This is a genomic window from Mesorhizobium shonense, from assembly GCF_040545255.1.
GTDB classification, from domain to species: domain Bacteria; phylum Pseudomonadota; class Alphaproteobacteria; order Rhizobiales; family Rhizobiaceae; genus Mesorhizobium; species Mesorhizobium shonense.
In genome coordinates this window covers 190,748-214,665 of record NZ_JBEPLM010000011.1, presented here as the reverse complement: position 1 = coordinate 214,665, position 23,918 = coordinate 190,748, and the positions used below count along the sequence as shown (strand labels likewise).

The 23,918-nt window shown below is 64.4% G+C and carries 21 protein-coding genes; 6 read left to right on the top strand and 15 right to left on the bottom strand.

The genetic code is table 11. The features are described from left to right. Positions 1 to 188: 188 nt before the first annotated feature. From ABID26_RS25805 to ABID26_RS25790, 4 genes are all read right to left on the bottom strand, one after another. Entirely contained in the window at positions 189 to 791 is a 603-nt protein-coding gene (locus ABID26_RS25805; protein WP_126100526.1) for an ABC-type transport auxiliary lipoprotein family protein, read from the bottom strand. A 79-nt stretch (positions 792 to 870) separates the two neighbouring features. Then, positions 871 to 2,244 carry an MlaD family protein gene (locus ABID26_RS25800; RefSeq protein ID WP_292301718.1) on the bottom strand — a complete coding sequence of 458 codons (1,374 nt, stop codon included), beginning with the start codon at positions 2,242 to 2,244 and terminating at the stop codon, positions 871 to 873. A 14-nt stretch (positions 2,245 to 2,258) separates the two neighbouring features. After that, entirely contained in the window at positions 2,259 to 3,077 is an 819-nt protein-coding gene (locus ABID26_RS25795) for an ABC transporter ATP-binding protein (RefSeq protein WP_292301720.1), read from the bottom strand. Position 3,078: 1 nt separating this feature from the next. After that, complete coding sequence (locus ABID26_RS25790) at positions 3,079 to 4,260, bottom strand: ABC transporter permease (RefSeq protein ID WP_126100528.1); 1,182 nt, start codon at positions 4,258 to 4,260, stop codon at positions 3,079 to 3,081. A 77-nt stretch (positions 4,261 to 4,337) separates the two neighbouring features. Here ABID26_RS25790 and dgcA point away from each other — a divergent pair, with 77 nt between their 5' ends. Beyond that, a complete protein-coding gene (dgcA, locus tag ABID26_RS25785) occupies positions 4,338 to 5,321 on the top strand; it encodes an N-acetyl-D-Glu racemase DgcA (RefSeq protein WP_292301722.1) in 984 nt (327 codons plus the stop codon). Here dgcA and ABID26_RS25780 read toward each other — a convergent pair. Together ABID26_RS25780 and ABID26_RS25775 are read right to left on the bottom strand one after the other, a co-directional pair. Continuing rightward, entirely contained in the window at positions 5,292 to 6,506 is a 1,215-nt protein-coding gene (locus ABID26_RS25780) for an MFS transporter (RefSeq protein ID WP_292301724.1), read from the bottom strand. The two genes, dgcA and ABID26_RS25780, sit on opposite strands and share 30 nt — an antisense overlap. A 171-nt stretch (positions 6,507 to 6,677) precedes the next feature. Next, the gene (locus tag ABID26_RS25775) at positions 6,678 to 7,568 is read right to left on the bottom strand and encodes an SDR family oxidoreductase (RefSeq protein ID WP_292301726.1); all 891 of its coding nucleotides are present in this window, start codon (positions 7,566 to 7,568) and stop codon (positions 6,678 to 6,680) included. Positions 7,569 to 7,697: 129 nt separating this feature from the next. On the opposite strand from ABID26_RS25775, the gene ABID26_RS25770 reads away from it, so the two are divergent. After that, positions 7,698 to 8,618 (top strand): AraC family transcriptional regulator, encoded by a 921-nt coding sequence (locus ABID26_RS25770; RefSeq protein WP_292373595.1) that lies wholly within the window; start codon positions 7,698 to 7,700, stop codon positions 8,616 to 8,618. Positions 8,619 to 8,636: 18 nt separating this feature from the next. Here ABID26_RS25770 and ABID26_RS25765 read toward each other — a convergent pair whose 3' ends face one another. Next, positions 8,637 to 9,467, bottom strand: coding sequence for a UDP-2,3-diacylglucosamine diphosphatase (locus tag ABID26_RS25765; RefSeq protein ID WP_292301730.1), 831 nt, complete (start codon positions 9,465 to 9,467; stop codon positions 8,637 to 8,639). A 119-nt stretch (positions 9,468 to 9,586) separates the two neighbouring features. Between ABID26_RS25765 and ABID26_RS25760 the strand changes: the two genes are divergently transcribed. The 4 genes from ABID26_RS25760 (at position 9,587) to ABID26_RS25745 (ending at position 14,722) form a co-directional block, all read left to right on the top strand. Beyond that, positions 9,587 to 10,366, top strand: a complete 780-nt coding sequence (locus tag ABID26_RS25760) for an SDR family oxidoreductase (RefSeq protein WP_292373597.1) — start codon at positions 9,587 to 9,589, stop codon at positions 10,364 to 10,366. Positions 10,367 to 10,596: 230 nt separating this feature from the next. Then, entirely contained in the window at positions 10,597 to 12,921 is a 2,325-nt protein-coding gene (locus ABID26_RS25755) for an NADP-dependent malic enzyme (RefSeq protein ID WP_292301733.1), read from the top strand. Positions 12,922 to 13,033: 112 nt separating this feature from the next. Next, on the top strand, positions 13,034 to 13,441 hold the full coding sequence (locus ABID26_RS25750; protein ID WP_292301735.1) for an MAPEG family protein: 408 nt from the start codon (positions 13,034 to 13,036) through the stop codon (positions 13,439 to 13,441). A 60-nt stretch (positions 13,442 to 13,501) separates the two neighbouring features. Next, positions 13,502 to 14,722, top strand: coding sequence for a DUF2865 domain-containing protein (locus ABID26_RS25745; protein ID WP_292301737.1), 1,221 nt, complete (start codon positions 13,502 to 13,504; stop codon positions 14,720 to 14,722). Here ABID26_RS25745 and ABID26_RS25740 read toward each other — a convergent pair. From ABID26_RS25740 to ABID26_RS25705, 8 genes are all read right to left on the bottom strand, one after another. Next, the gene (locus ABID26_RS25740) at positions 14,640 to 16,013 is read right to left on the bottom strand and encodes a glutamate--tRNA ligase (protein ID WP_292301739.1); all 1,374 of its coding nucleotides are present in this window, start codon (positions 16,011 to 16,013) and stop codon (positions 14,640 to 14,642) included. The two genes, ABID26_RS25745 and ABID26_RS25740, sit on opposite strands and share 83 nt — an antisense overlap. A 115-nt stretch (positions 16,014 to 16,128) precedes the next feature. Further along, positions 16,129 to 16,950 carry an IclR family transcriptional regulator gene (locus ABID26_RS25735; RefSeq protein ID WP_435528610.1) on the bottom strand — a complete coding sequence of 274 codons (822 nt, stop codon included), beginning with the start codon at positions 16,948 to 16,950 and terminating at the stop codon, positions 16,129 to 16,131. A 27-nt stretch (positions 16,951 to 16,977) separates the two neighbouring features. Then, positions 16,978 to 18,000 carry an ABC transporter ATP-binding protein gene (locus ABID26_RS25730; RefSeq protein ID WP_292301742.1) on the bottom strand — a complete coding sequence of 341 codons (1,023 nt, stop codon included), beginning with the start codon at positions 17,998 to 18,000 and terminating at the stop codon, positions 16,978 to 16,980. Next, the gene (locus ABID26_RS25725) at positions 17,997 to 19,016 is read right to left on the bottom strand and encodes an ABC transporter ATP-binding protein (protein WP_292373601.1); all 1,020 of its coding nucleotides are present in this window, start codon (positions 19,014 to 19,016) and stop codon (positions 17,997 to 17,999) included. The genes ABID26_RS25730 and ABID26_RS25725 overlap by 4 nt, the downstream gene beginning before the upstream one ends. Beyond that, entirely contained in the window at positions 19,013 to 20,233 is a 1,221-nt protein-coding gene (locus ABID26_RS25720) for an amidohydrolase/deacetylase family metallohydrolase (RefSeq protein WP_292301746.1), read from the bottom strand. Before ABID26_RS25720 ends, ABID26_RS25725 begins: the two co-directional genes overlap by 4 nt. Beyond that, a complete protein-coding gene (locus ABID26_RS25715; RefSeq protein ID WP_292373603.1) occupies positions 20,233 to 21,096 on the bottom strand; it encodes an ABC transporter permease in 864 nt (287 codons plus the stop codon). Before ABID26_RS25715 ends, ABID26_RS25720 begins: the two co-directional genes overlap by 1 nt. After that, positions 21,096 to 22,037, bottom strand: a complete 942-nt coding sequence (locus ABID26_RS25710) for an ABC transporter permease (protein ID WP_292301749.1) — start codon at positions 22,035 to 22,037, stop codon at positions 21,096 to 21,098. The genes ABID26_RS25715 and ABID26_RS25710 overlap by 1 nt, the downstream gene beginning before the upstream one ends. Positions 22,038 to 22,147: 110 nt before the next feature. Beyond that, positions 22,148 to 23,686 carry an ABC transporter substrate-binding protein gene (locus ABID26_RS25705; RefSeq protein ID WP_292301751.1) on the bottom strand — a complete coding sequence of 513 codons (1,539 nt, stop codon included), beginning with the start codon at positions 23,684 to 23,686 and terminating at the stop codon, positions 22,148 to 22,150. Between the last annotated feature and the right edge of the window lie 232 nt (positions 23,687 to 23,918).

Below are 23,918 nucleotides of genomic sequence, written 5' to 3'. Positions count from 1 at the left end.
CCTGCAACGCTGGTGTTTGGCGAAATCATTGGTGACGGCGTCTTTCTCCCCGTCTCTATACGGGGAGAAATGCCCGGCAGGGCAATGAGGGGCAGCGCCGGCGTCTCTTAATTTAGCTAAGCTTGCCGCCCTGCATCTCGTTCTGGCTTGGCGCGAAGATCGGCTGTCGTTCGCCTCAGTGAGCGATATCAGATCACCGAATCCGTCCAGCGGACGATGTCCTTTGCCGCCTGGCCGAAGGCGTTGTCCAGCGCGCCGACATAGGCGGCATTGCCGCTGCCGGAGACCGGTGCGCTCGCCGTGAAGCTCTTCGAGGCGCGCACCTCGCCATTGCGGTCGTTGAGGACGCGCACGAACAGGTCGACATCGGCATGTTCGCCGCCATTGACCCGGACTTCAAAAGAGCGGACCTCGACGATGATCTGATAGTCGATCGCCAGCCCCTCGCCCGGCTTTCCGACGCCGGCGAAGCTGCCGGAACGCTGGAAGGTCTCGGCGAGCCTGGCCTGCACGATCAGCGGCAGGCGGTCCGCCCATTGCGCGCCCTTGAGGAACTGGATCGACTGGTCGGAGGGCCTGATCACGATGTTCTGGCTGTCCAGCGCCTTCAGCGCCGAAGGCTGAGCGATCAGGATCTGACGGCGGCTGTGGCCGCGCATTTCGACCGAAGGAGCCGAAAGCTCGAACGTATCGAGCGGCGCCGGTTTGCTTGCCAGTGCCGCGCAACCGGCGAGCGCCAACACGAGCGCCGCGGCGGCAACCGGCTTCAACCACCCTCTACCCGACTTCACGCGCGATCCCCGTTGTCCCCGGACCTTACGATCAACTTACAGCTGCAAGCCATGTTCTTGACGTTCGCAGCATCCGAAGTCAACGCCGCGCCCTGCCATCGAATTGCCGAACCTCTCCCTCGCCGCCCGTCAGGATGCGCTGCGGATTGCGGCTGAGGTCGGTCACTGCTTCCTCGATGCGGCTAATGGACCGCCGGCTGTCCTGCACCAGCGCTTCCACGTCCTGCAGCCCCGAGCCCGAGAAGCGCGCCAGATTGTCGGTGATGGTGCCGAGGCGAGCGTTCAGCGTGTCGGCGACCTGCTTGAAGGATTTCAGCGTCGCCCTGGCGTCGGCCATCACGCCGTTGGCCTCGCCGGACCCGAGAAGCTTGTCGACCTTTTCGAGGATGCCGTCGACGCGCACCGAAGCGTCGTTGAGGCGCTGCGCAAGCTGGCGGGCATTCTTGATGGTGTCGTTGATGTCGTCGGAGCGGTTGGCGATCTTGTCGGTGACCTTGGCGATGTCGGCGGCCGCCTTGTTGGCGCTGTCGCTCGCCTTCTGGATATTGGCCATCGCCGTGCGCACGTCGGCCGGATCGATGCCGTCGAGCACGTTGTCGACTTTGGCGAGCGTGCCTTGCGTCTGCTTGGCGAAGTCGTTGATCGAGCCAACCGCCGTGTTGACGTTGTCGATGGTGGAGTCGAATTGCTTCGAGGTTTCCTTCAGGTTTGCGGTCACCGTGTCGACATTGGCGACGATGCTCTTGATCCGGTCCTTGTCGACCGAGTTGAGCAGCCCCTCGGCCGCCTTCAGCGTGCTGTCGAGTCGGCCCGACACATTCTGCAATTGCTCCGAAAGCGAGCTCACGGCGGACAGGAATTTGTCGATGCCGTCCGAATTCTTGGCCAGCGCGTCGGAGAAGGTCTCGACATTCTTGACGGTCTGCGTCAGCGGGCCGCGAACGTCCTTGGTGAAGCCCTCGAGTTCGGACAGCACCTTGTCGGCGCGGGTGAAGATGTTCTGCGCCGTCTGCAACAAGTTGGTCACGGCCGACGGATTTGCGACGATCTCCGGAACCCGGCCTTCCTTCTCGGCCTGGTCGAGCAGCTTCACTTCCTTCGGATTGGCACCCCTGAGCTCGATATTGGCCTGGCCGGTAAGGCCCGCGAGCCCGATATCGGCCTGCGTGGACTTGGTGATCGGGGTCATTCGGTCGATCTCGGTGTCGGCGATGGCGACGGTCGGATTGTCGACGTCGATATAGACCCGTTTGACGTCGCCCACCTTGACGCCGTTGAACAGCACGAAGCTGCCGCGGCCAAGGCCCGAAGCGGAACCGGGAATGCGCACGCGCAAAAGTGTCGTCTCACCCCGTTCGCCGATCGCGGCGGTCCAGTAGACGAAGGCGAAGGCCGCGAGGATCGCGGCCAGCGTGAAGATGCCGACAATGACGTAGTTGGCTCTGGTTTCCATTGCCTCACTTATGGCTATGCGCGCGCCGCAAGATCAAGTTGCCGAGCGCGTTTTCCGCGGAAATAGGACTTTACCCACGGCTCCTCGCTCTTGAGCATATCGTCGATCGTGCCTTCGACCAGCACCCTCTTCTTGCCGAGCACCGCCACGTGGTCACAGGCGGTAAACAGCGTATCGAGGTCGTGCGTGACCATGTAGACCGTCAAATCCATCGTATCGCGCAGCTTGACGACCAGCTCGTCGAACTCGGCCGCGCTGATCGGATCGAGGCCCGAGGTCGGTTCGTCGAGAAAGACGATATCCGGATCGAGCGCCAGCGCGCGCGCCAGCGCCGCGCGCTTGATCATGCCGCCGGAAAGCTCGGAGGGGAATTTCTGCGCCGCATCGGGCGGCAGCCCGACCAGTTCGACCTTCAGCATGGCGAGCTCGTCCATCAGCGCCTTCGGCAGGTCCAGATATTCGCGCATCGGCACCTGCACGTTTTCCTGCACCGTCAGCGCCGAAAACAGCGCTCCGTGCTGGAAGAGAACGCCAAGCCGCATGTCGATGCGCAGGCGCTCGACCTCGCTTGCCTTGTCCACGTCGACGTCGAACAGCTTGATGGTTCCCGATTGCTTAGGCATCAGCCCGAGGATGGTGCGCAAGAGCACAGACTTGCCGGCGCCGGACGCGCCGACGAAACCCAGGATCTCGCCACGCTTGATGTCGAGCGAAAGCTTGTCGAGGATCAGCTTGTCTTCGATGGCGACGGTGACGTCCCGAACCGAAAGCACGATCTCGCTTTCATCCGCGTTCTGCGTCGTCTGAGCTCCGTTGCCGTTCGCGATTGCCATTTCAGAACTCGATCGCTGCGTAGAACATGGCGAAAAGCCCGTCGAGGATGATGACGACGAAGATCGATTTCACCACCGAGGCGGTCACATGCCGGCCGAGCGATTCGGCGCTGCCGCCGACCTTCATGCCTTCGACGGAAGCAATGGTGCCGATGATCATGGCCATGAACGGCGCCTTGATCAGCCCGGCGAAGATGGTGCTGAGGTCGATGGCGACACGCAATCTGTCGATGAACGCCGCCGGCGGAATGTCGGAATAGAGCCAGGCGGCGACGATGCCGCCGCCAAGGGCGGCGAAATTGGCGATGATCGTCAAACATGGCAGCGCGATCACCAGGGCGACGAGCCGCGGGAACACCAGCACGCCGATCGGGTTGAGCCCGATCACCTTCAGCGCATCGACCTCCTCGCGCATCTTCATCGAGCCGATCTCGGCGGTGATGGCGCTGCCCGAGCGGCCGGCAAGCATGATCGCCGTCATCAGCACGCCGAGCTCGCGCAGGATCAGCACGCCGACGAGATCGACGACGAAGATGTCGGCGCCGAAATAGCTGAGCTGGTAGGCGCCCTGCTGGGCGACGATGGCGCCGACGATCGCCGACATCAGCACCACCACGGGAATGGCGCCGACGCCCATGCGGTCGATCTGGTTGAAGATCGCGGCCGGATTGACGGCATGGCCGCGCCCGAGCTTCATCTGCGCGCCGCGGATGGTGGCGCCGAGGATGTTCATCGAGGCGAGAAAGTCGTCGCGCATCTCGTAGACGCGGCGGCCGACCAGCTCCAGCGCGCGCAGGATGATGTTGGGCGGCCCGGCCGGGCCCGATTCGGGCTCGCGCCGCACCGCGTCGCCGACCGCGCCGAGCAGAATCGAGGCGATCTCGCTCTGCCCCTGCACATGGACCTCGACGCCTTTCTTCTCGAAGGCGCTGGCCAGCCGGTCGATCAGCCAGGCGCCGGCCGTATCCATCTTCTCGATATGGGAAAGATCGAGCATCAGCTGCTTGGCGCCGCTGCGCTTCTCGATCTTGCGCATCTCGGCATCGACCGATGCCACGGTCCGCGTCGTCCAGACACCGGAAAAAGCGCAGCCGAGCACGCCGGACTCCTCGCCGACGGCGATGCGCGGCTGGTGGTTGTCCTTGGCGGCGGCGCTTGCGTCGCGTTTGCGGATAGTCAACATGGCGTCCTGTTTAGCGTGACGGGACTGGCGTGTCGATTTGCCGGCAGACCGGTGTCGCACAGCCGGAGAAGAAAAATATGGCGCGTGTCATTTCGGTCGAGGCCGAGCGATTCCCGATCGCCGGCACCTTCACCATCTCGCGCGGATCGAAAACCGAGGCCGAGGTCATCACGGTGACGATCGGCGAGAACGGGCACGTCGGGCGCGGCGAATGCGTCCCTTACAAGCGCTACGGCGAGACGATGGAGGGCGTGCACGCCGCAATCGAGGCGATGCGCGGCCGGATCATCGGCGGCATCGACCGCACCGCCCTGCTCGCCGCCATGCCGGCCGGCGCGGCGCGCAATGCCCTCGACTGCGCCTTGTGGGACCTCGAGGCCAAGCTCAGCGGCAGGCCGGTGGCGGACGCGATCGGCGCTGTTTCGCCGAAGGCGCTGGAAACCGCCTACACGCTTTCGCTCGCTGAGCCCGAGGCGATGGCGGCGCAGGCCCGCGCCAACGCCTCGCGGCCGTTGCTCAAGGTCAAGATCGGCGGCGACAACGACATGGCAAGGATACGTGCGGTGACCGAAGCCGCTCCGCAAAGCCGCATCATCCTCGACGCCAATGAGGGATGGGCCGACGACAATGTCGAAGCCAACCTTGCCTTTGCTGCCGAGTACGGCATCGCGCTGGTCGAGCAGCCGCTGCCGGCAGGCAAGGATGACATCCTGCGTCGGATCGCGCATCCGGTGCCGGTCTGCGCCGACGAAAGTGTGCATGAGGCGAAGAACCTCGAAGCGCTTGCCGGCCTCTACGATGCCGTCAACATCAAGCTCGACAAATCGGGCGGCCTGACCGAAGCGCTGATCCTTCGCAACCGCGCCCGCGAACTGGGTTTCGGCATCATGGTCGGCTGCATGGTCGGCACGTCGCTTGCCATGGCGCCGGCGGTGCTGCTGGCGCAAGGCGCCGATTTCGTCGATCTCGACGGCCCGCTGCTGCTTGCGCGCGACCGTGAGCCCGGCCTGGTCTACCAGGGATCGCTGGTGTCACCCCCCGACCGGGCGCTGTGGGGCTGAGCGGGCGGCAAGGCCGATCAGCACGAGGCCGACAATCGCGATCGGGATCATCGCCAGGAACCCGTCAACGCCGAGACGATCGTAGAGCGGGCCGGAAGCGAGCGTCACCGCCGCCATGAAGAAACCGTTGAAGAAATAGGCAATGCCTTGCGCAGCACCCGTGCGCTCTTCGGAAACCGTTTCGCCGATCATCTTCTGCAGGCCGATCAGCACCATAGCCACCGATACGGAATGCAGCGTCTGGACGCCGAAGAAGCCGGCGACGCCCAGCCCGAGCGGCCAGACCAGCGGAAAGGCGATCCAGCGCACGATCGAGCCGATACCGGCGATCACCATGACCCTGACGACCGAGACAGAGGCGAAAATGCGGTTGAAAAACAGGAACATGCAGACTTCGGAGATCACGCCCCAGGCCCACAGCAGGCCGACGACGGAATCGTCGATTCCGATCGACTTCCAGTAGATCGACACAAATCCGTAGAGGAAAGCGTGGCTGGCCGTGATGATGCCGACGCCGAGGGTGAAATAGAGGAAATAGGCGTTGAGAAGGCTCGGGGCCGAATGCTGGATATCGGTCGCCGACAGCGGCGACGCCTTGCGAGGCTTGCCCATGCGCGGCGCCCACAACCCGGCGACAAGGGCCGCCGCAAGGGCCACGAAGATGATCACCGGAACGGCCTGAGGACCGGTGGCTGCCAGGATGAAGCCGCCCACTATATTGGCGCAGAAATAGGAGATCGAACCCCATTTGCGCATGGCTGTGTAGTTCGAGCCGAATCGGCGCACGCCCGACAGCGCCAGCGAATCGGCCATCGGCGAATGCGGCGTCCAAGGGATCGAGAGCAACAGCGAGACGGCCAGCACGCCCACATAGGTGGCCGGCAGGAAATAGCCGGCCGAAATGATCATCGTGGCCGCGACAAGCGCGATATAGACGTTGGCGCGATCCTTCGCCCGGTCGGCAAGCGCGGTCAGCATCGGCGTCGTCACAACGCGCAGGAACATCGGCGCGGCCAGGATGACGGCGATCTGCTCGGCATGAAAACCTTTCGCCTCCAGCCAGAGCGGAAAATAGGGCAGATGCGTGCCCTGCGACACAAACAATGTCGCGAAGATCAGGCTCATGCGCAGTTCGAAATGGCTCGGCTTGACGAGTTGCTCAGGCGAAAGCGGCGGCAGCGACATGAATCGATCCAATTACGCTGCATCCCACGACCTGCAACGCGTTTCGATCCCTATCATGCGGCAAGACGCGGCGGAACTGCCTGGACCAATCGATCAAGCTAAAGCTGTTGAAAGACAAAGAAATCTCAGGCCCGTGGCGCTCCTGCGCCCCGGGCTTGCCGTGCTCCTCGCTCAGTTCTGGAAATAGGTCGGCTGGTCGACGTCCTCGATCAGCCCGGCCTGGGTCGGCTCCCAACCCAGTTCCTGCCGGGTCAGGGCGCTCGAGGCCTCGTTGTCGATCGCGGCGAAATGCGCGAACCAGCCGAAATGTTCGGCGGATTCTTCCCGGCTCTTGCTCACCACCGGAACGCCGAGCCTGCGGCCGATGACGCCGGCGATCTCGCGAAACGGCACGCCCTCCTCGGCGACGGCGTGGTAGCGGGCGCCGCCCCGGCCCTTCTCCAGCACCAGCCTGTAGAGCCTGGCAGCATCGAGCCGGTGCACGGCCGGCCAGTGGTTGAGGCCTTCGCCTGTATAGACCGAGGCGCCCTTCTCGCGGGCAATGCCGATCAGGATCGGGACGAAGCCGTGATCGCCGGCGCCATGGACCGATGGCGGCAGGCGGATGATCGACACGCGCGCGCCCTTCTCGGCGGCGGCATAGGCCGTCTGCTCCGACACACGCGGGATCGATGGATTGGACGCAGACGGAACGTCCTCGGTCGCGAGACGGCCGGGCTGGACCAGACCGATGCCGGAGGTGACGATCAGCGGCCGGTCGGAGCCGGCAAGCTCCAAGCCCATCGCCTCGATGGCGCGCCGGTCGGTCTCGCAATTCTCCTTGAACCTCGAGAAGTCGTGGTTGAAGCCGGTGTGGATAACGCCATCCGCCCGCGCCGCGCCGCGCCGGAGGCTGTCGAGATCCTCCAGATTTCCTCTGAGCACCTCGGCTCCCGCGGCGGCGAGAGCATCGGCGCCGGCATCCGAACGGGCAAGGCCGAGCACCTGGTGGCCGGCTCCGAGAAGTTCCTGGACGGTGGCCGAGCCGACAAAGCCGGTGGCTCCGGTGACGAAGACACGCATTGCAGTTTCCTTTGCTTGATTTGACCGGTGCCGCTGCCTTGGCGGCCCGTCGCGTTCAAATAAGCGCTTGAGGAAAGACGATCTATGCGGCAAAGTCCGAATTATCTTTGCAATCGTCCAGGACCGCCTATGGACCCGCTATCTGACGTGCTGTCGCTATTGAAACCGCAGAGCAACGTCTCGGCCGGCTTCGATGCCGGCGGAGACTGGTCGATCGAGTTCCCCCGCAACATCGGCATCAAATGCTACGCGGTCGTCTCGGGCCAATGCTGGCTGGTCGTGGAAGGCGTGCCCGAGCCGGTGCATCTAACCGCGGGCGACTGCTTCCTGCTGCCGGGTGGGCGACCGTTCCGTATGACAAGCGACATCAGCCTCACACCGGTCGGTGCGCACACCATCTTTCCCCCTGCCCGCGCCGGCGGCGTCGTCACCTACAATGGCGGCGGCGATGTCTTCCTGGTCGGCAGCCGTTTCGTGCTGAGCGGCCGTCACGCCGACATCTTGCTCAAGATGATGCCGCCGATTATCCATATCCGTCGGGAAGAGGACAAATCCGCACTCCGCTGGTCGGTGGAGCGGATGATGCAGGAGCTCAGCGAAGGTCAGCCGGGCGGCTTCCTGGTGGCGCAGCACCTTTCGCAAATGATGCTGGTCCAGGCGCTGCGCCTGCACATGGCGGAAGGGCCGAATGGCGGTGTCGGCTGGCTTTTTGCCCTTGCCGACAAGCAGATGGGCGCCGCGATCGGCGCCATGCACGAGGATCCTGCGCACCGTTGGACCCTGCAGGAACTGGCGGAGCGCGCCGGCATGTCGCGGTCGAATTTCGCACTGAAGTTCAAGGAGATGGTCGGAACCTCGGCGATGGAATATCTGACCCGCTGGCGCATGCTGCTCGCCGGCGAAAGGCTCGCCAATTCCAGCGAGCACACCTCGGTCATTGCGCTCTCGCTCGGCTACGTATCCGAGAGCGCCTTCAGCACTGCCTTCAAACGCGTGATGGGTGCTTCACCGCGCCAGTATGGCCGCGATCGCAGCGCGGTTGCCGCTTGAGATCGATGCGCGAGGCGCTCAGGCAGCCCGGGCCGCCCTGCCCTTGAGATCGACGATATCGACGGGCACCAGCGTATCCTTGCCTGCCGGAACCCCGGGCAGCACATGCGCCCAGGTCAGGATTTCCATGCTGCCATCGAAATGCTCGACCACCGCCGTGCAGCTCTCCACCCAGTCGCCGGTGTTGATGTACTGCACATCGCCATAGTTTTCGATCGCGGCATGGTGGATGTGGCCACAGATGACGCCGTCGACATGCGAGCGCCGCGCTTCCTCGGAGAGCACCGTCTGGAACGAGCCGATGAAGTTCACCGCCTTCTTGACCTTGACCTTCGCCCAGGACGAGAACGACCAGTAAGGCAGCCCGAGCAGATGGCGCAGCTTGGTCACCACCCGGTTGACCAGCATTGCCGCGTCATAGGCGTAGTCGCCGAGATAAGCGAGCCAGCGCTGGTTGTGCACGACAGTATCGAACTGATCGCCATGGATGACCAGCAAGCGCCTGCCGTCGGCGGTCTCGTGAATGGCGCGGTCGGCAACGACGATGCCGCCGAAATGCACGCCCTGGAACTGACGGGCGAATTCGTCGTGGTTGCCGGCGATGTAGGTGATCGAGGCGCCCTTGCGCGCCTTGCGCAGCAATTTCTGCACGACGTCGTTGTGGCTCTGCGGCCAATGCCAGCTGCGCCGCAGGCGCCAGCCGTCGACGATGTCGCCGACCAGATAGATGGTATCGGCGTCGTGATGGCGCAGGAAATCGATCAGGAAATCGGCCTTGGCCGCCTTCGAGCCGAGATGCACGTCGGAAATGAACATCGTGCGAAAAGTACGGGGCTCTGGACCGGACATCGCGATTTCACCCTTTGCTTTCGCGTGCCTATGCCTCGATTCATGCAACAACCGTATGACGGTTGCGGTTGGTCCAGCCCAGGCGCTAGCTTGCCGCCCTCGAAAAAGGAGAAATCACCATGGATCTCGGCATTCGCGGAAAGAAAGCCATCGTCTGCGCCTCGAGCAAGGGACTTGGGCGCGGCTGCGCGATCGCGCTCGCCGAAGCCGGCGTCAACCTTGTCGTCAACGGCCGCAACGCCGAGCTTCTGGCAAAGACCGCGCAGGAAATCCGCGAAAAGTTCGGCGTCAAGGTGATCGAAGTCGCCGGCGACGTGTCGAAGCCGGAGGTGCAGAAGGCAATGCTTGCCGCCTGCCCAGACCCCGACATCCTGGTCAACAACAATGGCGGCCCGCCGCTTCGCGATTTCCGCGAGCTCGACCGCGCAAAGATCCTCGAAGGCGTGACGCAGAACATGGTGACGCCGATCGAGTTGATCCAGGCGGTGATCGACGGCATGGCGAAGCGCGGCTTCGGCCGGATCGTCAACATCACCTCGCTGTCGGTCTATGTGCCGATCCCCGGGCTCGACCTGTCGTCGGGCGCCCGAGCCGGGCTGACCTCGTTCCTCGCCGGCGTCGCGCGCACGGTGATCGACCGAAACGTCACCATCAACAGCCTTTTGCCCGGCAAGCTCGACACCGACCGGCTGCGCGGCCCGCATGAGGCCGGCACGCCGGAAGACCCGGCAGCCGCCGCCGCGCGGAAAACCCGCATCAGCGCCGATGTGCCCGCAAAACGTCTCGGCACGCCGGAGGAATTCGGCCAGATCTGCTCCTTCCTCTGCTCGGTCCACGCAGGCTATCTTACCGGACAGAACATTCCGGTCGACGGCGGGCTCTATGTCAGTGCGTTTTGACCGGGCTGGTCGGCGGCTGCCGCAAAAAGCCAGAGAGTTTCGCTCCAACCGACTGAAATAGCTTAGCTATTTCAGCTTCGGCAATGTGAACGCATCAGCCAAAATTTGGCGTCGCGAAGAATCGTCGCCGCATGTATCTGCCTGACGCAATTCCGGACGGAAAACCGTTTCACACTTTTCCTGGAATTGCTCTAAAAGGCTCGAAAGCAGAAAGCACAGGGAGGGGCAGGATGGACGGCGAGAGCAAGAAAACGGCCAGGTCGGACCTCGACGAGGCCGCGCTCTTCTTCCACAAGCATCCCACCCCGGGGAAGCTCGAGATCCAGGCGACCAAGCCGCTCGGCAACCAGCGGGATCTCGCGCTTGCCTATTCGCCGGGCGTCGCCGCGCCCTGCCTCGAGATTCGCGACGACCCGGCGACCGCCGCCGACTACACGGCGCGCGCCAACCTCGTCGGCGTCGTCTCCAACGGCTCGGCGGTGCTCGGCCTCGGCAATATCGGCCCGCTCGCCTCCAAGCCGGTGATGGAAGGCAAGGCGGTGCTGTTCAAGAAGTTCGCCGGCATCGACGTCTTCGACATCGAGATCGACGCGCCGGAGATCGAGCGCATGGTCGAGACGGTGGCCGCGCTCGAGCCGACCTTCGGCGGCATCAACCTCGAGGACATCAAGGCGCCGGAATGCTTCGAGGTCGAGGAGCGGCTGAAGGCCCGCATGGGCATTCCGGTCTTCCATGACGACCAGCATGGCACGGCGATCATCGTCGCGGCGGCGGTGCTCAACGGGCTGGAATTCTCCGGCAAGAGGATTGCCGACATCAAGATCGTCACCTCCGGCGCCGGTGCCGCGGCGCTCGCCTGCCTCAATTTGCTCGTCTCGCTCGGCGCCAAGGTGGAAAACATCTGGGTCACCGACCGCTTCGGCGTTGCCTATAAGGGCCGCGCCGAGGAGATGGACCGCTGGAAAGACCCCTATGTGAAGGACACGGAAGCGCGCACGCTGGCCGATGTCATCCCGGGCGCCGATGTATTCCTCGGCCTCTCCGCCGCCGGCGTGCTCAAGCCCGACCTCCTGCAGCATATGGCGCCGAAACCGCTGATCCTGGCGCTCGCCAACCCGACGCCTGAGATCATGCCGGAAGTGGCGAGGGCGGCGCGCCCGGACGCCATGATCTGCACCGGGCGTTCCGATTTTCCCAATCAAGTCAATAACGTGCTCTGTTTTCCTTATATCTTCCGCGGCGCGCTGGACTGCGGCGCCAGCGCCATCAACGAGGAGATGAAGATGGCGGCGGTCAGGGCGATCGCGGCTCTTGCCCGCGAGGAGCCTTCGGACGTCGCGGCGCGCGCCTATTCCGGCGAGACGCCGGTGTTCGGCCCGGATTTCCTGATCCCTTCGCCCTTCGACCCGCGCCTTATCCTGCGCATCGCGCCGGCGGTGGCGAAGGCAGCCTGCGAAACCGGTGTGGCGACGCGGCCGATCGCCGACTTCTCTGCCTATATCGACAAGCTCAACCGCTTCGTCTTCCGTTCCGGCCTGGTGATGAAGCCGGTGTTCTCCTCGGCCAAGGCCTCCAGCGCCAAGCGCGTCATCTATGCCGACGGCGAGGACGAGCGCGTGCTGCGCGCCGCGCAAGTGGTGCTGGAGGAAGGCATCGCTGAGCCGATCCTCATCGGCCGCCCGCATGTCGTGGAAGTCCGGCTGAAGCGCTACGGCCTGCGCATCCGGCCTGGCGTCGATTTCGGCCTGATCAACCCGGAAGACGACCCGCGCTACCGGCACTATGTCGACCTCCTGATCGAGCTTGCCGGCCGCCGCGGTATAACGACGGAGGCCGCCCGCACCATGGTGCGCACCAACAATACGGTGATCGCGGCGCTCGCGCTGAAGCGGGGCGATGCGGATGCGATGATCTGCGGGCTCGAGGGCCGCTTCGAGCGGCATCTGCGCAATGTCACGCTGATCATCGGGCCGCGTCCCGGCATCAAGGACCGCGATCTCTCAACGTTGTCGATGCTGATCTCGCAGCGCGGCATCATCTTCCTCACCGATACCCATGTCTCGGTCGATCCGACGGCGGAGGAGATCGCCGAGATGACGGTGCTTGCGGCTGAGGAAATCCAGCGTTTCGGCATCGAGCCTAAGGCGGCGCTTCTGTCGCATTCGGATTTCGGCTCGCGCGATTCGCCCGGCGCGCTGAAGATGCGCCAGGCGGCGTCGATCCTGGCGCGCATCGCGCCGGACCTGCAGTGCGACGGCGAGATGCATGCCGACTCCGCTCTCTCGGAACATTTGCGCCAGCGCGTCTACCCGCATTCGCGGTTGAAGGGCGAAGCCAATCTGCTGGTGTTTCCGAACCTCGATTCGGCCAACATCACGCTGACGGCGCTGCGCGCGATGATGGACGCGCTGCATGTCGGTCCGATCCTGCTCGGCACCGACAAGCCCGCGCATATCCTGACGCCTTCGGTGACTTCGCGCGGCGTCGTCAACATGACGGCGCTGGCCGTTGTCGAGGCGGCGCATAAGGCGCAGGCGATCGCCCATTTGGATTGAGGACGACTCCGGCCGAAAACCGATGGTGCTTCATCGTAAGTTGGCCATCGCGGCTACACTGTCGCGTTTTCGATATTCAGGCGAAAGTCGAATGGGCAGGTGCGAGGGTTGAATGAGCTTCGAACTAGCCATGCTCGCCGCAAGCTGCGTGCTCTGTTTCATTCACATAGTTCTCGCCTCCCATTCGGCGAGCTTCCAGCGCGGTTACCGCTGGACGGCCAGCGCCCGAGACGCCGAAGTCCCTCCGCTCACAGGAACGGCGGGGCGGCTGGAAAGGGCACTGCGAAACTTCGTCGAGACATTTCCGGTATTCGTGGCGGCGGTTTTTCTTGTCCACGCGGTTGGCCACGAGACCGCGCTCAGCAAGTGGGGAGCCGGACTCTATTTTTCGGCCAGGCTGGTCTATCTTCCGCTCTATGCATTCGGCGTTCCCCTGCTCCGCTCGCTCGTCTGGAACGTTGCATTTGTTGGAATCGTCCTGCTTTTGCTGGCATCGGTGTGGCCCGACCTGCCTTACTAGGGGACAGTTAACCACGAACGCGGTAGCTTTCCGGCCACAGGCAATCGGGGTTTCAGGCGAATGAAAGGCGCGGGGTTGAAGCTGACCCACCTTGCAGCGCTGCTTGCAGCGTTGGCGGGGTCGGCTGTAGCCGTGACCGAACCGCAGGCAGCCTCCCGCACGTGCCGCCAGCTCGAAGCCGAGCTCGGCGCAGCTCGCGGTGGCGGCGGCGGGCCAGGCCTGATCCGCAAATATGACGACGCGATCACACGCCAGCGCGAGCAACTGGCGAAGGCACGCAGCCGGGCAAGCGATGCCGATTGCGGCTTCACGCTGTTTTCGCGCAATGTCAGCCAATGCGCGGCGATCAATGCCTCGATAGAGCGCATGAACGCCAATCTCGACACCTTGCAGATGAAGCGCGAGCGCCTGGCTGGCGGCGGCACGCGGCGCGACCGCAGCCGCATCCTTGCGGCGCTCGACGCGAATGGCTGCCGCGACGACGAGATCGCTCCGCGGCACGCTCCCATTCAGGAGGCCGCCCGCGACAACGGCAATGGCAATCTGTTCGAGCAGCTTTTCGGCCGCGGCGACCAGGAGACCGAGAGGCTCGACACGCCTGAAGCGCCCGATGTTCCGCCGGACGATCCCAGCGTGCGCAACATCCGCCGCGTGATCAATCAGCCGGACGGCATGGACCTGCCGAGCATGAACGGCGAGTTCCACACGGTTTGCGTGCGCACCTGCGACGGCTATTTCTTCCCGATGTCGAACGCCGCCTCTTACGGCGATTTCGAACGCGATCAGAAGAATTGCGAATCGAGCTGCCCCGGCACTGAGATGCAGGTCTTCTACTCGCGTGGAATGGAGGACGATTCCGGCACGATGACCTCGTCGGTGACCGGCCGCCCCTACAGCGAGCTGCCTACCGCCTATCTCTACAAGCAGGCCAATTTCTCGCGGCCAGCCGCCTGCGGCTGCAACGCCCAGGCTGAGAATTTCACGATCATTGGCGGCAATCCGCCCAATCCGGAACAGTCGCAGCCGGACAGCGAGATGACGCCGTCCGTCCCGGTTCCGGCCTCAAAGCCCGATCCGGGCGCCGATCCCGAAACCCTCGCCAATGTCGAAGGAGGACTCGACCGCGAGGCGATCAAGCGCCTGACCACCAAGACACCGGTATCGCCTGTATCGTCACTACCGCCGGAACAGCGCAAGGTCAGGGTCGTCGGGCCAGCGTTCCTTCCCGACCCATCAGCGGCAATAGATCTGCAAGCTCCGGCCCGGAAGAGCGCCCGGTAAGAGCGAGTCGCAGCGGCATGAACAGCGGCTTGCCCTTGCGCCCGGTCGCTTCCCTGATCTTGCCGGTCCAGTCTTTCCAGACGGTGCCGTTCCATGGCTCCTCGGGCAACAGGTCGAACGCCTGGTGGAGGAAGTCGCGGTCCTCGCCGGAGAATTCCGCCGCCTCCTGCGGCCCGTCGCTCAGGATTCGCCACCACGCAACCGCATCCGACAACCGGTCCAGATTGCCGCGCACCGCCAGCCAGAACGGCTCGGCCCTGTCGCCGGAAATGCCGAGCACGATCAGCCGGTCGCGCGCTTCCTCGAACGGCATGTGATGCATGAGGGCCCGGTTGAGCACGAAGAGCTCGTCCGGGTCGAACTTGGCGGCAGACTTGGACGTCGCCGCCGGATCGAAATGCCCGGCGAGTTCGCCGAGATCGTGGGCTGCCGTCACGTTTTCCGACGTGCCGACGAGCACCGCCAGCGAGGCGACCGCCATCGGCTCGATGCCGTCCCCGCGCAGGCTTTCGATCGACAACGCGCCGGTGCGCTTTGACAGCCCCTCGCCCGACACCGTGGTCAAGAGATTGTGGTGTCCGAAGACTGGCGGTTCAGCGCCCAGCGCCTGGAACAAGGCGATCTGCACGCCGGTGTTGGTGACGTGGTCGTCGCCGCGGATGACATGGGTGACGCCCATCTCGATGTCGTCAACCACGGACGGCAGCGTGTAGAGATAGGTGCCGTCCTCGCGCAGCAGGACCGGGTCCGACAGCGAGGCGAGATCGACGGTCTCCTCGCCGCGTACCAGGTCATTCCAGTGCACCTCGGTCCGCTCCGGCTGCAGCGGGTCGCTGGTGAAGTTCGGCAACAGGAAGCGCCAATGCGGCCGGCGCCCGTCCGATTCGTACTCGGCCACCTGCTCCGGCGTCAGCGTCAGCGCCTCGCGGCCATAGACCGGCGGCTGGCCGCGCGTGCGGCGCACCTTGCGGCGCAGGTCGAGTTCCTCCGGCGTTTCGTAGCAGGCGTAAAGCACGCGCGCCGCCTTCAGCCGCTCGACCGCCGCCTCATAGATCTCAGAGCGACGCGACTGGTATTCGGTAACATCGGGAAAAATGCCGAGCCAGTGCAGGTCGTAGAGAATCGAATCGGCGAATTCCTGTGTCGAGCGGACAACGTCGGTATCGTCGAAGCGCTGGATGTAGCGGCCCTTGTTGTTCATGGCGAAAAGCCAGTTGAACAGAGCGGTGCGCGCATTGCCGATGTGGATGCGGCCGGTCGGCGACGGTGCGAAACGGACGGTAACTGTCATGAGCGGGGCGTAACGAATGCTTTTACGGTTGACAAGACACGCCCCCGCGCAAGGGCAAGAGATAGTGCAAGCCAGCTAAAATGAAAAGCCTGCCGGCCGATGTCTGGATGTAGCGTTACCGGGCTCCGTGGCGCCAGCCCAGCCGCTCCTCGATACGCCTGGCGCTTTGCCTGACCAGCGACGTCAAATCCGGATCTTTTTGCCGAAGTTTCACATCCGGTACGACAATCGAGATTGTCGCCCGGCACGCCCCAAGGTTGTCGCGGATCGGAGCCGCGATGCAGGCGACCGAAAAATCCGACTCGCCGGCCTGGATCGCTAGCCCCTCCGTCAGCGCCGCTGCCGAGGCTCTAGAAAGCACGTCCTTGTCCGTTTCGGCACGCCCTGTTGGTGAAGCGATCGCTGAACGAGCGAAAATGGCGAGACGCTCGTCCTCGGGCAGGTGACCGACCAGCAACCGGCCCGACGCTGTCCAGTTGAGCGGCGTGCGCGTGCCGACGCGCGACGTCACCTGGAAATGGTCCTTGCCCTCCTCCATGGCCAAGACGACCATATAGTCGCTGTCGCGGCCGCATATCTGGACGGTTTCCTTCGATCCCTGGGCGAGTTCGTGCATTTCCTGCGTCGCCACATTGAGCAGATCGAGCGTGCGGGCATAAGTCAGCCCGTACTGATAAAGCCTCGGCCCGAGCCATAGCAGGCCGCCATCCTTGCGATCGAGAAGCTCCTTCTCGACCATGTCGTCGACGATGACGTAGACGGTCGACAGCGGCGCGCCGATATCGCGCGCGATTTCATAGGCGGTTGCCGGGCGTCCCCGCCGTTGCAGGCAGTCCAGGATCTGCAGCACGCGGTCGATGCCACTGGTGCGCGACCGGCGCGGTTCGACGGCTACTTCGGTGCGGCTCAGGTCTTGGTCTCTCACGTCAGCAGTCATGTGGTTTCAAATGTTGATCGCGATGATCTAAAGGGCAGCATCCCGGTGGTGGTCAACCCGGTTCAGATCAGGCAGCTTCTCATTGTGGCGGATGCACGCCACGTGGTGTCCTCCGCCAATATGCTCGACCGGCGGAACGGCTTGCGCGCAGGCGGCGACGGCTTCGGGGCAGCGGGTGCGGAAGACGCAGCCGGAGGGCGGCGCGATCGGGCTCGGGATGTCGCCGTGCAAAGGCGTATGCGTGCGGCGGCGCGACGGGTCGGGCACCGGCGCCGTTGCGAGCAGCGCCCTGGTGTAAGGATGGCGCGGCGCGGCATAGACAAGCCGGCTCGGCCCACGCTCCATGACGCGGCCGAGATACATGACCACCACTTCGTCGCAGAGATATTCGACCACCGACAGGTCATGCGCGATGAACAGAAGGGTGAGCCCGAGCTTCTTTTGCAGGTCGCCGAACAGGTTGAGCACCTGTGCCTGCACGGAAACATCGAGCGCCGAGACAGGCTCGTCGGCGACGATGAATTGCGGTTCGACGGCAAGTGCCCGCGCAACGCCGATGCGCTGGCGCTGGCCGCCGGAGAATTCATGCGGGTAGCGGCCGGCATGCTCCGGCGTGAGACCAACCAGCGTCAGCAACTCGCCGACGCGTTCGGCGCGCCGCCTGCCACGCGGATAGCCGGCCGCGTCAAGGGCCTCGGCGATGATGGCGCCAATCCGCATGCGCGGATTGAGGCTCGAAAACGGATCCTGGAAGACGATCTGCAGCCTTTGCCGGTAGCCGCGCATCTCGCGCTGCGACAGCGAGAACAGGTCCACGCCGTCGAACAGCGCCTTGCCGCCGGTCGGCTCGATCAGTCGCAGCAGCGCGCGGCCGGCGGTGGTCTTGCCGGACCCGGATTCGCCGACGAGGCCGACGGTCGAGCCGCGCTGGATGTCGAAGCTGACATCCTCGACGGCGTGGACGATGCGGCCGCCCCTGGCCGGGAAATGCTTGGTCAGGCCCCGCACGCTGAGCAGGGGCTTCGCCTCGACGGATGTGGCAGGGCTCATAGCTCGGCGCTCCGGATGCAGCGGGACGCACCATGCGGACCGGCGGGCACAAGCGGCGGCGGCGCGGCCCGGCAAGGCGCGATGGCGAAATCGCAGCGTGGCTCGAAGGCGCAGCCTGGCGGCAGGTCGGTGATCGGCGGCACGCTGCCGGGGATCGAATGCAGCGCATGGCGTTGCCCGGCTGCATCGATGTCGCGCGCTGCATTCGGCGTACTGGCAAGCAGGCCCTTGGTGTAGGGATGGCGCTGATGCGCGAAGAGATCGTTGACCGGCGCCTGCTCGACGACGCGGCCGCCATACATGACGACGACATCGTGGGCGATCTCGGCCACCACGCCGAGATTGTGGGTGATGAAGAGGATCGACATGCCCATCTCGGCCTGCAGCCGGCGCAACAGATCGAGGATCTGCGCCTGGATGGTGACGTCGAGCGCGGTCGTCGGCTCATCGGCGATCAAGAGCGAGGGGCTGCAGGACAGCGCCATGGCGATCATGACCCGTTGCCGCATGCCGCCCGACATCTGGTGCGGATAGTCGTCCAGGCGCGATTCCGCGTCGGGGATTTCGACATGTTTCAGCATGGCTAAAGCGCGCCTGCGCGCCTCGCGGTGGTCAACCAGCTCGTGCAGCGCGATCATCTCGCCGATCTGGTCGCCGACGGTGAACAGCGGGTTCAGACTGGTCATCGGTTCCTGGAAGATCATCGCGATCTCGCTGCCGCGCAGCTTGCGGAACTGCCGCTGGCCGAAGCCGGCGAGGTCGTGGACGCGCTCCTGCCGGTCGCGAAACAGGATGCTGCCGCCGGCAATGCGGCCCGGCCGCGACAGCAGCCCCATGATGGAGAGGCCGGTGACCGACTTGCCGGAGCCGGATTCGCCAACCACCGCCAGCGTCCTGCCGCGCTTCAGATCGAAGGTCACGCCATCGACCGCCTTCGCCGTCACCCGGCGCGTCACGAACCAGGTCTTGAGATCGCGGACCGAGAGGATGACGTCGCTGGCTAAAGGCTCGGTCATGATTTCCACCCGCAATGCGGACAGGCATGGGAACCACCCTCGCCTTCCGCCGGCACATGGCGATGCGCGGCAACAGCTTCTGCGCCCAGGATGGCATGGCGCGGTTCGAACAGGCGATGCAGCGTGCTCAAAGCGCCTTGCGAATCGCGCACGGTCAGGTCCGCGTCGACGACGTCGAACAGCGTGAATTCCGCCGGCTTGCCTTTGTCCAGCAGCCTTTCGGTCGGCAGGCGGATAGCGCGGCGGGGAGCCGTGGTCGATGCCGCCACCACGTCCTCGAATTTCATGCCAAGCGACAAAAGCTTGGACATGGTGGTGGCCATGTCCCAGACGGAGGTGTCGAGCGATCGGTTGTGGAGGTCGGTTGAGATCGTCGCCGGCGGCAGGCCGCGCTCGAGCGCGGCCTTGGCGACATCGAAGGAGAAAGACGCCCCGCCATGGCCGACATCGAGCACGATGCCGCGCGCCGCCGCCTGCTCGGCGAGCCGGTAGAGGTCGTCGTCCTCGATGATCGAGCCGCCGGCCTTGCCGTTGAAGCAATGGGTGACGATGTCGCCCTCGCTCAAGAGGCCGAGCACGTCGTCATAGAGCGGCGGCGGCTCGCCGACATGCACCATGATCGGCAGTTTCAGGATGCGGCCGAGCTTCTTGGCCAGCCGCAGCGGCGTCAGGTCCCAGCCGCCGGTGATGACGTGGCTGGCGCGGACCTTCAGCCCGATGATGACGTCGCGATTGGCCTCGACCGTGGCGATGATCCGGTCGAAATCGATCGAGCGCATGTCGATCAGCTCGCTGACGCGGTTGCAGGCGACAAGGCCGATCGAGCCGATGTTGAGGAAGGCGTAGACGTTCTCCTTCGCGGGCTCGATGATGAACTCACGGAAGCCGTGGAAATTAGCCTCGCCGGCCGAGCCGGCGTCGACCATGGTGGTCACGCCGCGCGCAGCGCCGCATTGTTCGGGGCGCAGCGAGATATCGGTGCCGCCATACCAGACATGGACATGGAGATCGGTCCAGCCCGGCGACAAAAACATACCTTTGGCGTCGACGGTCTCTACACCATCGCCGGCGGCTATGGCGGAGGCAGCTTCGGCGATCCGCCCATGCTCGTCGATCATGACGTCGATCGGCTGATCGAAGCCGTCGCCGAACCCGACGGGTCTGGCGCCCTTGATCAGCAATGGCCGGTCGGCCCGGGGGAAACGGTTTGCAAACATCAGATATCCTTGGCGAGACGTGGATCGAGAAGATCGCGCAGCCCGTCGCCGAGGAGCTGCAGCGACAGCACCGTCACGACGATCGCCGCGCCAGGGAACATCATCACCCAACCGGCCTGGTCCATGTACTGGCGGCCGGTGGCGATCATCGTGCCCCAGGTCGGAATGTCGGGCGAAATGCCGACGCCGAGGAAGGACAGGCCGGCCTCCGCCAGGATGGCATTGGCGAAGATGAAGGTGCCCTGCACCAGGAGCGGCGAAGTGACATTGCGCAGCACGTGACGGATCAGGATGACCGGTGTCGGCACGCCGAGCGCCCGCGCCGCTTCCACATAAGGAAGCTCGCGGATGACCAGCGTCGAGGCTCGCACGACGCGAGCGATCCTTGGCGCATAGACGATGCCCAGCGCCGCCACGACATTGACCGCCGTCGGGCCGAGCGCGGCGACCAGCGCGATCGCCAGCAGGATGTCCGGGAACGCCATCACGGCATCGATCAGCCGCGATACCGGCGTGTCGAGACGTTTGAAATAGCCTGCCGTCAGCCCCAAGATGGTGCCGATGATCGACGACAGCACGACCACCGCAAAACCGACGCTGAGCGAGGTGCGCGCGGCATAGAGCATGCGGGTGAACACGTCCCGACCGAGATCGTCGGTGCCGAACAGATGATCGAGGCTAGGCGGATGCAGCCGGCTGGCGATCGAGAGTTTCGACGGCGCATAGGGCGCGATGACCGGCGCCAGGATCGCCGCCAGAACGATGACCACGAGCACGATCAGGCCGATTGCCGATGTCGGCCGGCCAATCAGCCGCGACAGGATGTTGGGTTCGGAGTGGATCGGGACGGAGATCGCGGCCATCAGTAGCGAACCCTTGGGTCGACGACGAGGTAGAGCATGTCGATGGCGAAATTGACCAGCACATAGAGGCCGGCAATGACCAGCAGCGCGCCCTGGATGACGGGATAGTCGCGCCTGAGCACCGCCGACACGACGAGACTGCCGACGCCCGGCAGGCCGAATACCGTTTCGGTCACCACGGCTCCCGAGATGAGCAGCGCGGCAGTGAGCCCGATGACGGTGATGATCGGGATCAGCGCGTTTTTGAAGGCGTGCTTCAGCACGACGCGCCATTCGCTCATGCCTTTCGAGCGCGCGGTGCGCACGTAATCGTCGTTGAGCACGTCGAGCATCGAGGCGCGGGTGAAGCGCGTGATCAGCGCCGAGCTGACCAGGCCGAGCGCCAGCGCCGGCAGCACGAGATGGTTCAACCGCACAATGAAGGATGCGCCCGGCCCGCCATAGCCCGACGTGTCGAACCAGCCGAGCCGGACGGCGAAGAACTGGATGAACAAAAGACCCAGCCAGAAGCTCGGCACGCTGGCCGCGAACATGGCGACCGTCGTCGTCGCCTGGTCGAAGATCGAGCCGCGCTTGTAGGCGGCGAGGATCCCGACAGGCAAGGCGATCGCCGTCGCGATCAGCAGCGAGAACACGGTGAGAAAGAAGGTGGGCTCGGCGCGCTGGGCGAGCGCTGTCGTGACCGGCTCGTTGAGGAAGATCGACTGGCCGAAATCGCCTTGAACGACGCCAAGCACGTAGCGTCCGAACTGCTCCAGGATCGAGCCGTCGAGTCCGAGCCTGGAGCGGAGTGCCGCGATGTCGGCGGCGGATGCATCCGGGCCGAGCATCACGGCGGCCGGATCGCCGGGTGTTATCCGCACGATGACAAAGACGATGGTGACGACCAGCGCCATCACGACGATCATGCCGAGAAGCCTGTTGAGGATAGAGCGCAGCATCGGCGTTCAGCCTCTCTTCGGTGGTCTAGCGAAGTTTTTGGGTGCCGACCGTAACTGGCCGGCACCCTGTTGCCTGCCCCGGTTGCGCGCCGGGACATGCGGGAGGAAACCTACTTGCCTTCGAGATAAGCGTTCCAGAAATACGGCCACGGCGCCGGGGTCACGCCCTTGAGCGTCGGCGCCTGGGCGGCCAGTGCGTTGAAGTCGCCGATCTTGACTGCCGGAACCTCGTCGAGGACCGCCTTCTGGACATCCGCGAACAATGTGACGCGCTTGGCCGGATCGGGCTCGGCGTTGAAGGCGTCGAGCACCTTGTGCTTGCGATCGGAGACCCACCATCCGGGCGAAGAGTCCGACATGATGCCGGTCAGCGACGGCTCGGGCAGGAACGGGCTGTGGGTGATGTAGATGTCCCAGAGCGCCGGATCGGTGCGGTTCTTGGTCAGCGTCGCCCACTCGACCACGTCCAGCTTGACCTGGAAGCCCGCGGCCTTGAGATATTCCGCCGCGACCTGCGCCATCTTGTAGTGGAACTCGTACTGGCGGCTGGTGAGGATGCGCAGCGGCTTGCCGTCATAGCCGGCCTCCTTCAGCAGGGTCGCGGCCGCCTCGGTGTCGCCATCCGGCTTGTAGGCTTCGGTGCCGGCATCGCTGTGCCAGGCATAGCCTTCCGGATAGAGCGCGCCGTCGGCGGCGAAGAAATCCTTGGAACCGAACGCCGCGAGCAGCATGTCGTTGGGGGCAAGCGCTGCCTGGATCGCCTTGCGGATACGGATGTCGCTGTTCGGCCCCTGCTTGGTGTTGAGGACAAAGACCGGCCAGCCGAACGGTTTCAGGATGACGGGCGCAGTCTTGCCGCCGGAGATCTTGTCGAAGGATTCGACGGGAAGCGCGTCGGCATAAGCGAACTGGCCGGCGACCGCCCCTTCCACGCGCGTGTTGGCGTCGGGAACCGGCACGAAACGGATTTCGTCGAGATACTGCTTCCTGGCGCCGCCATAGCCGTTCGGCTCGCCGTCGCGCGACTTGTAGCCGTCGAAACGGGCAAGCTGGATGAACTGGTCGGGCTTGCGGTCCTTCAGCATGTAGGGCCCGGTGCCGACAAAGCTGGTCAGCGGGTCCTGCTTGGCGTTCTCAGAAGGAATGATGATGGCGGCCGCGTTGTTCAGCGACAGCAGCGCCAGCAGCGGCGCGAAGGGTTTTTTGAGCGTGATCTTGACCGTGTTGTCGTCGACCTTGTCGACCGAGGCGATCACCTCGGCGGCCTGCTTGCCGCGGGTGGCGATCTTCATCCAGCGCTGCAGCGACGCGATGACGTCCGTGGCGTCCATATCGCTGCCGTCGTGGAACTTCACGCCGGCCCTCAGCTTGATCGTGTAGACGAGCCCGTCGGGCGAAATCTGCGGCATGTCGGCCGCGAGAAGCGGAGTGATGCCCCAATCCTTGTCGAAGGTGTAAAGCGTCTCATAAATGTGCTGGGTGACGATGCCGACGAGATCGGCCGTCGACGCCATCGGATCGAGTGTCGGCGGCTCGCCGATCGTGGCCACGTCGATGACGCCGCCCTTGGCAGGCTCGGCCCACGCTGTGCCCGTTGCCGAAAGCACAAGCGCCGCCAGCGAAGCAGCAATTTTCACGAAGCGCTTCATCTTGGTTCCCTTCTGCTATTCCATATTTATGGAATTTATATCTTAGTTACGGACTAATTAGTGCATCGGGATATCGCTGCGTCAAGGTCTTTCGGAATTTGCAATGGTTGCGTCTGGAACACGGGTCGGGCGCTCGCCGCACAAGGCGCTTGAGCATGTTCGCGTCGTCAGGGGGCGCGGAACGGGTCGCGATTTGCGGTGCGGAGCGGCTTTCAATCGGGCCGAAGCGAAT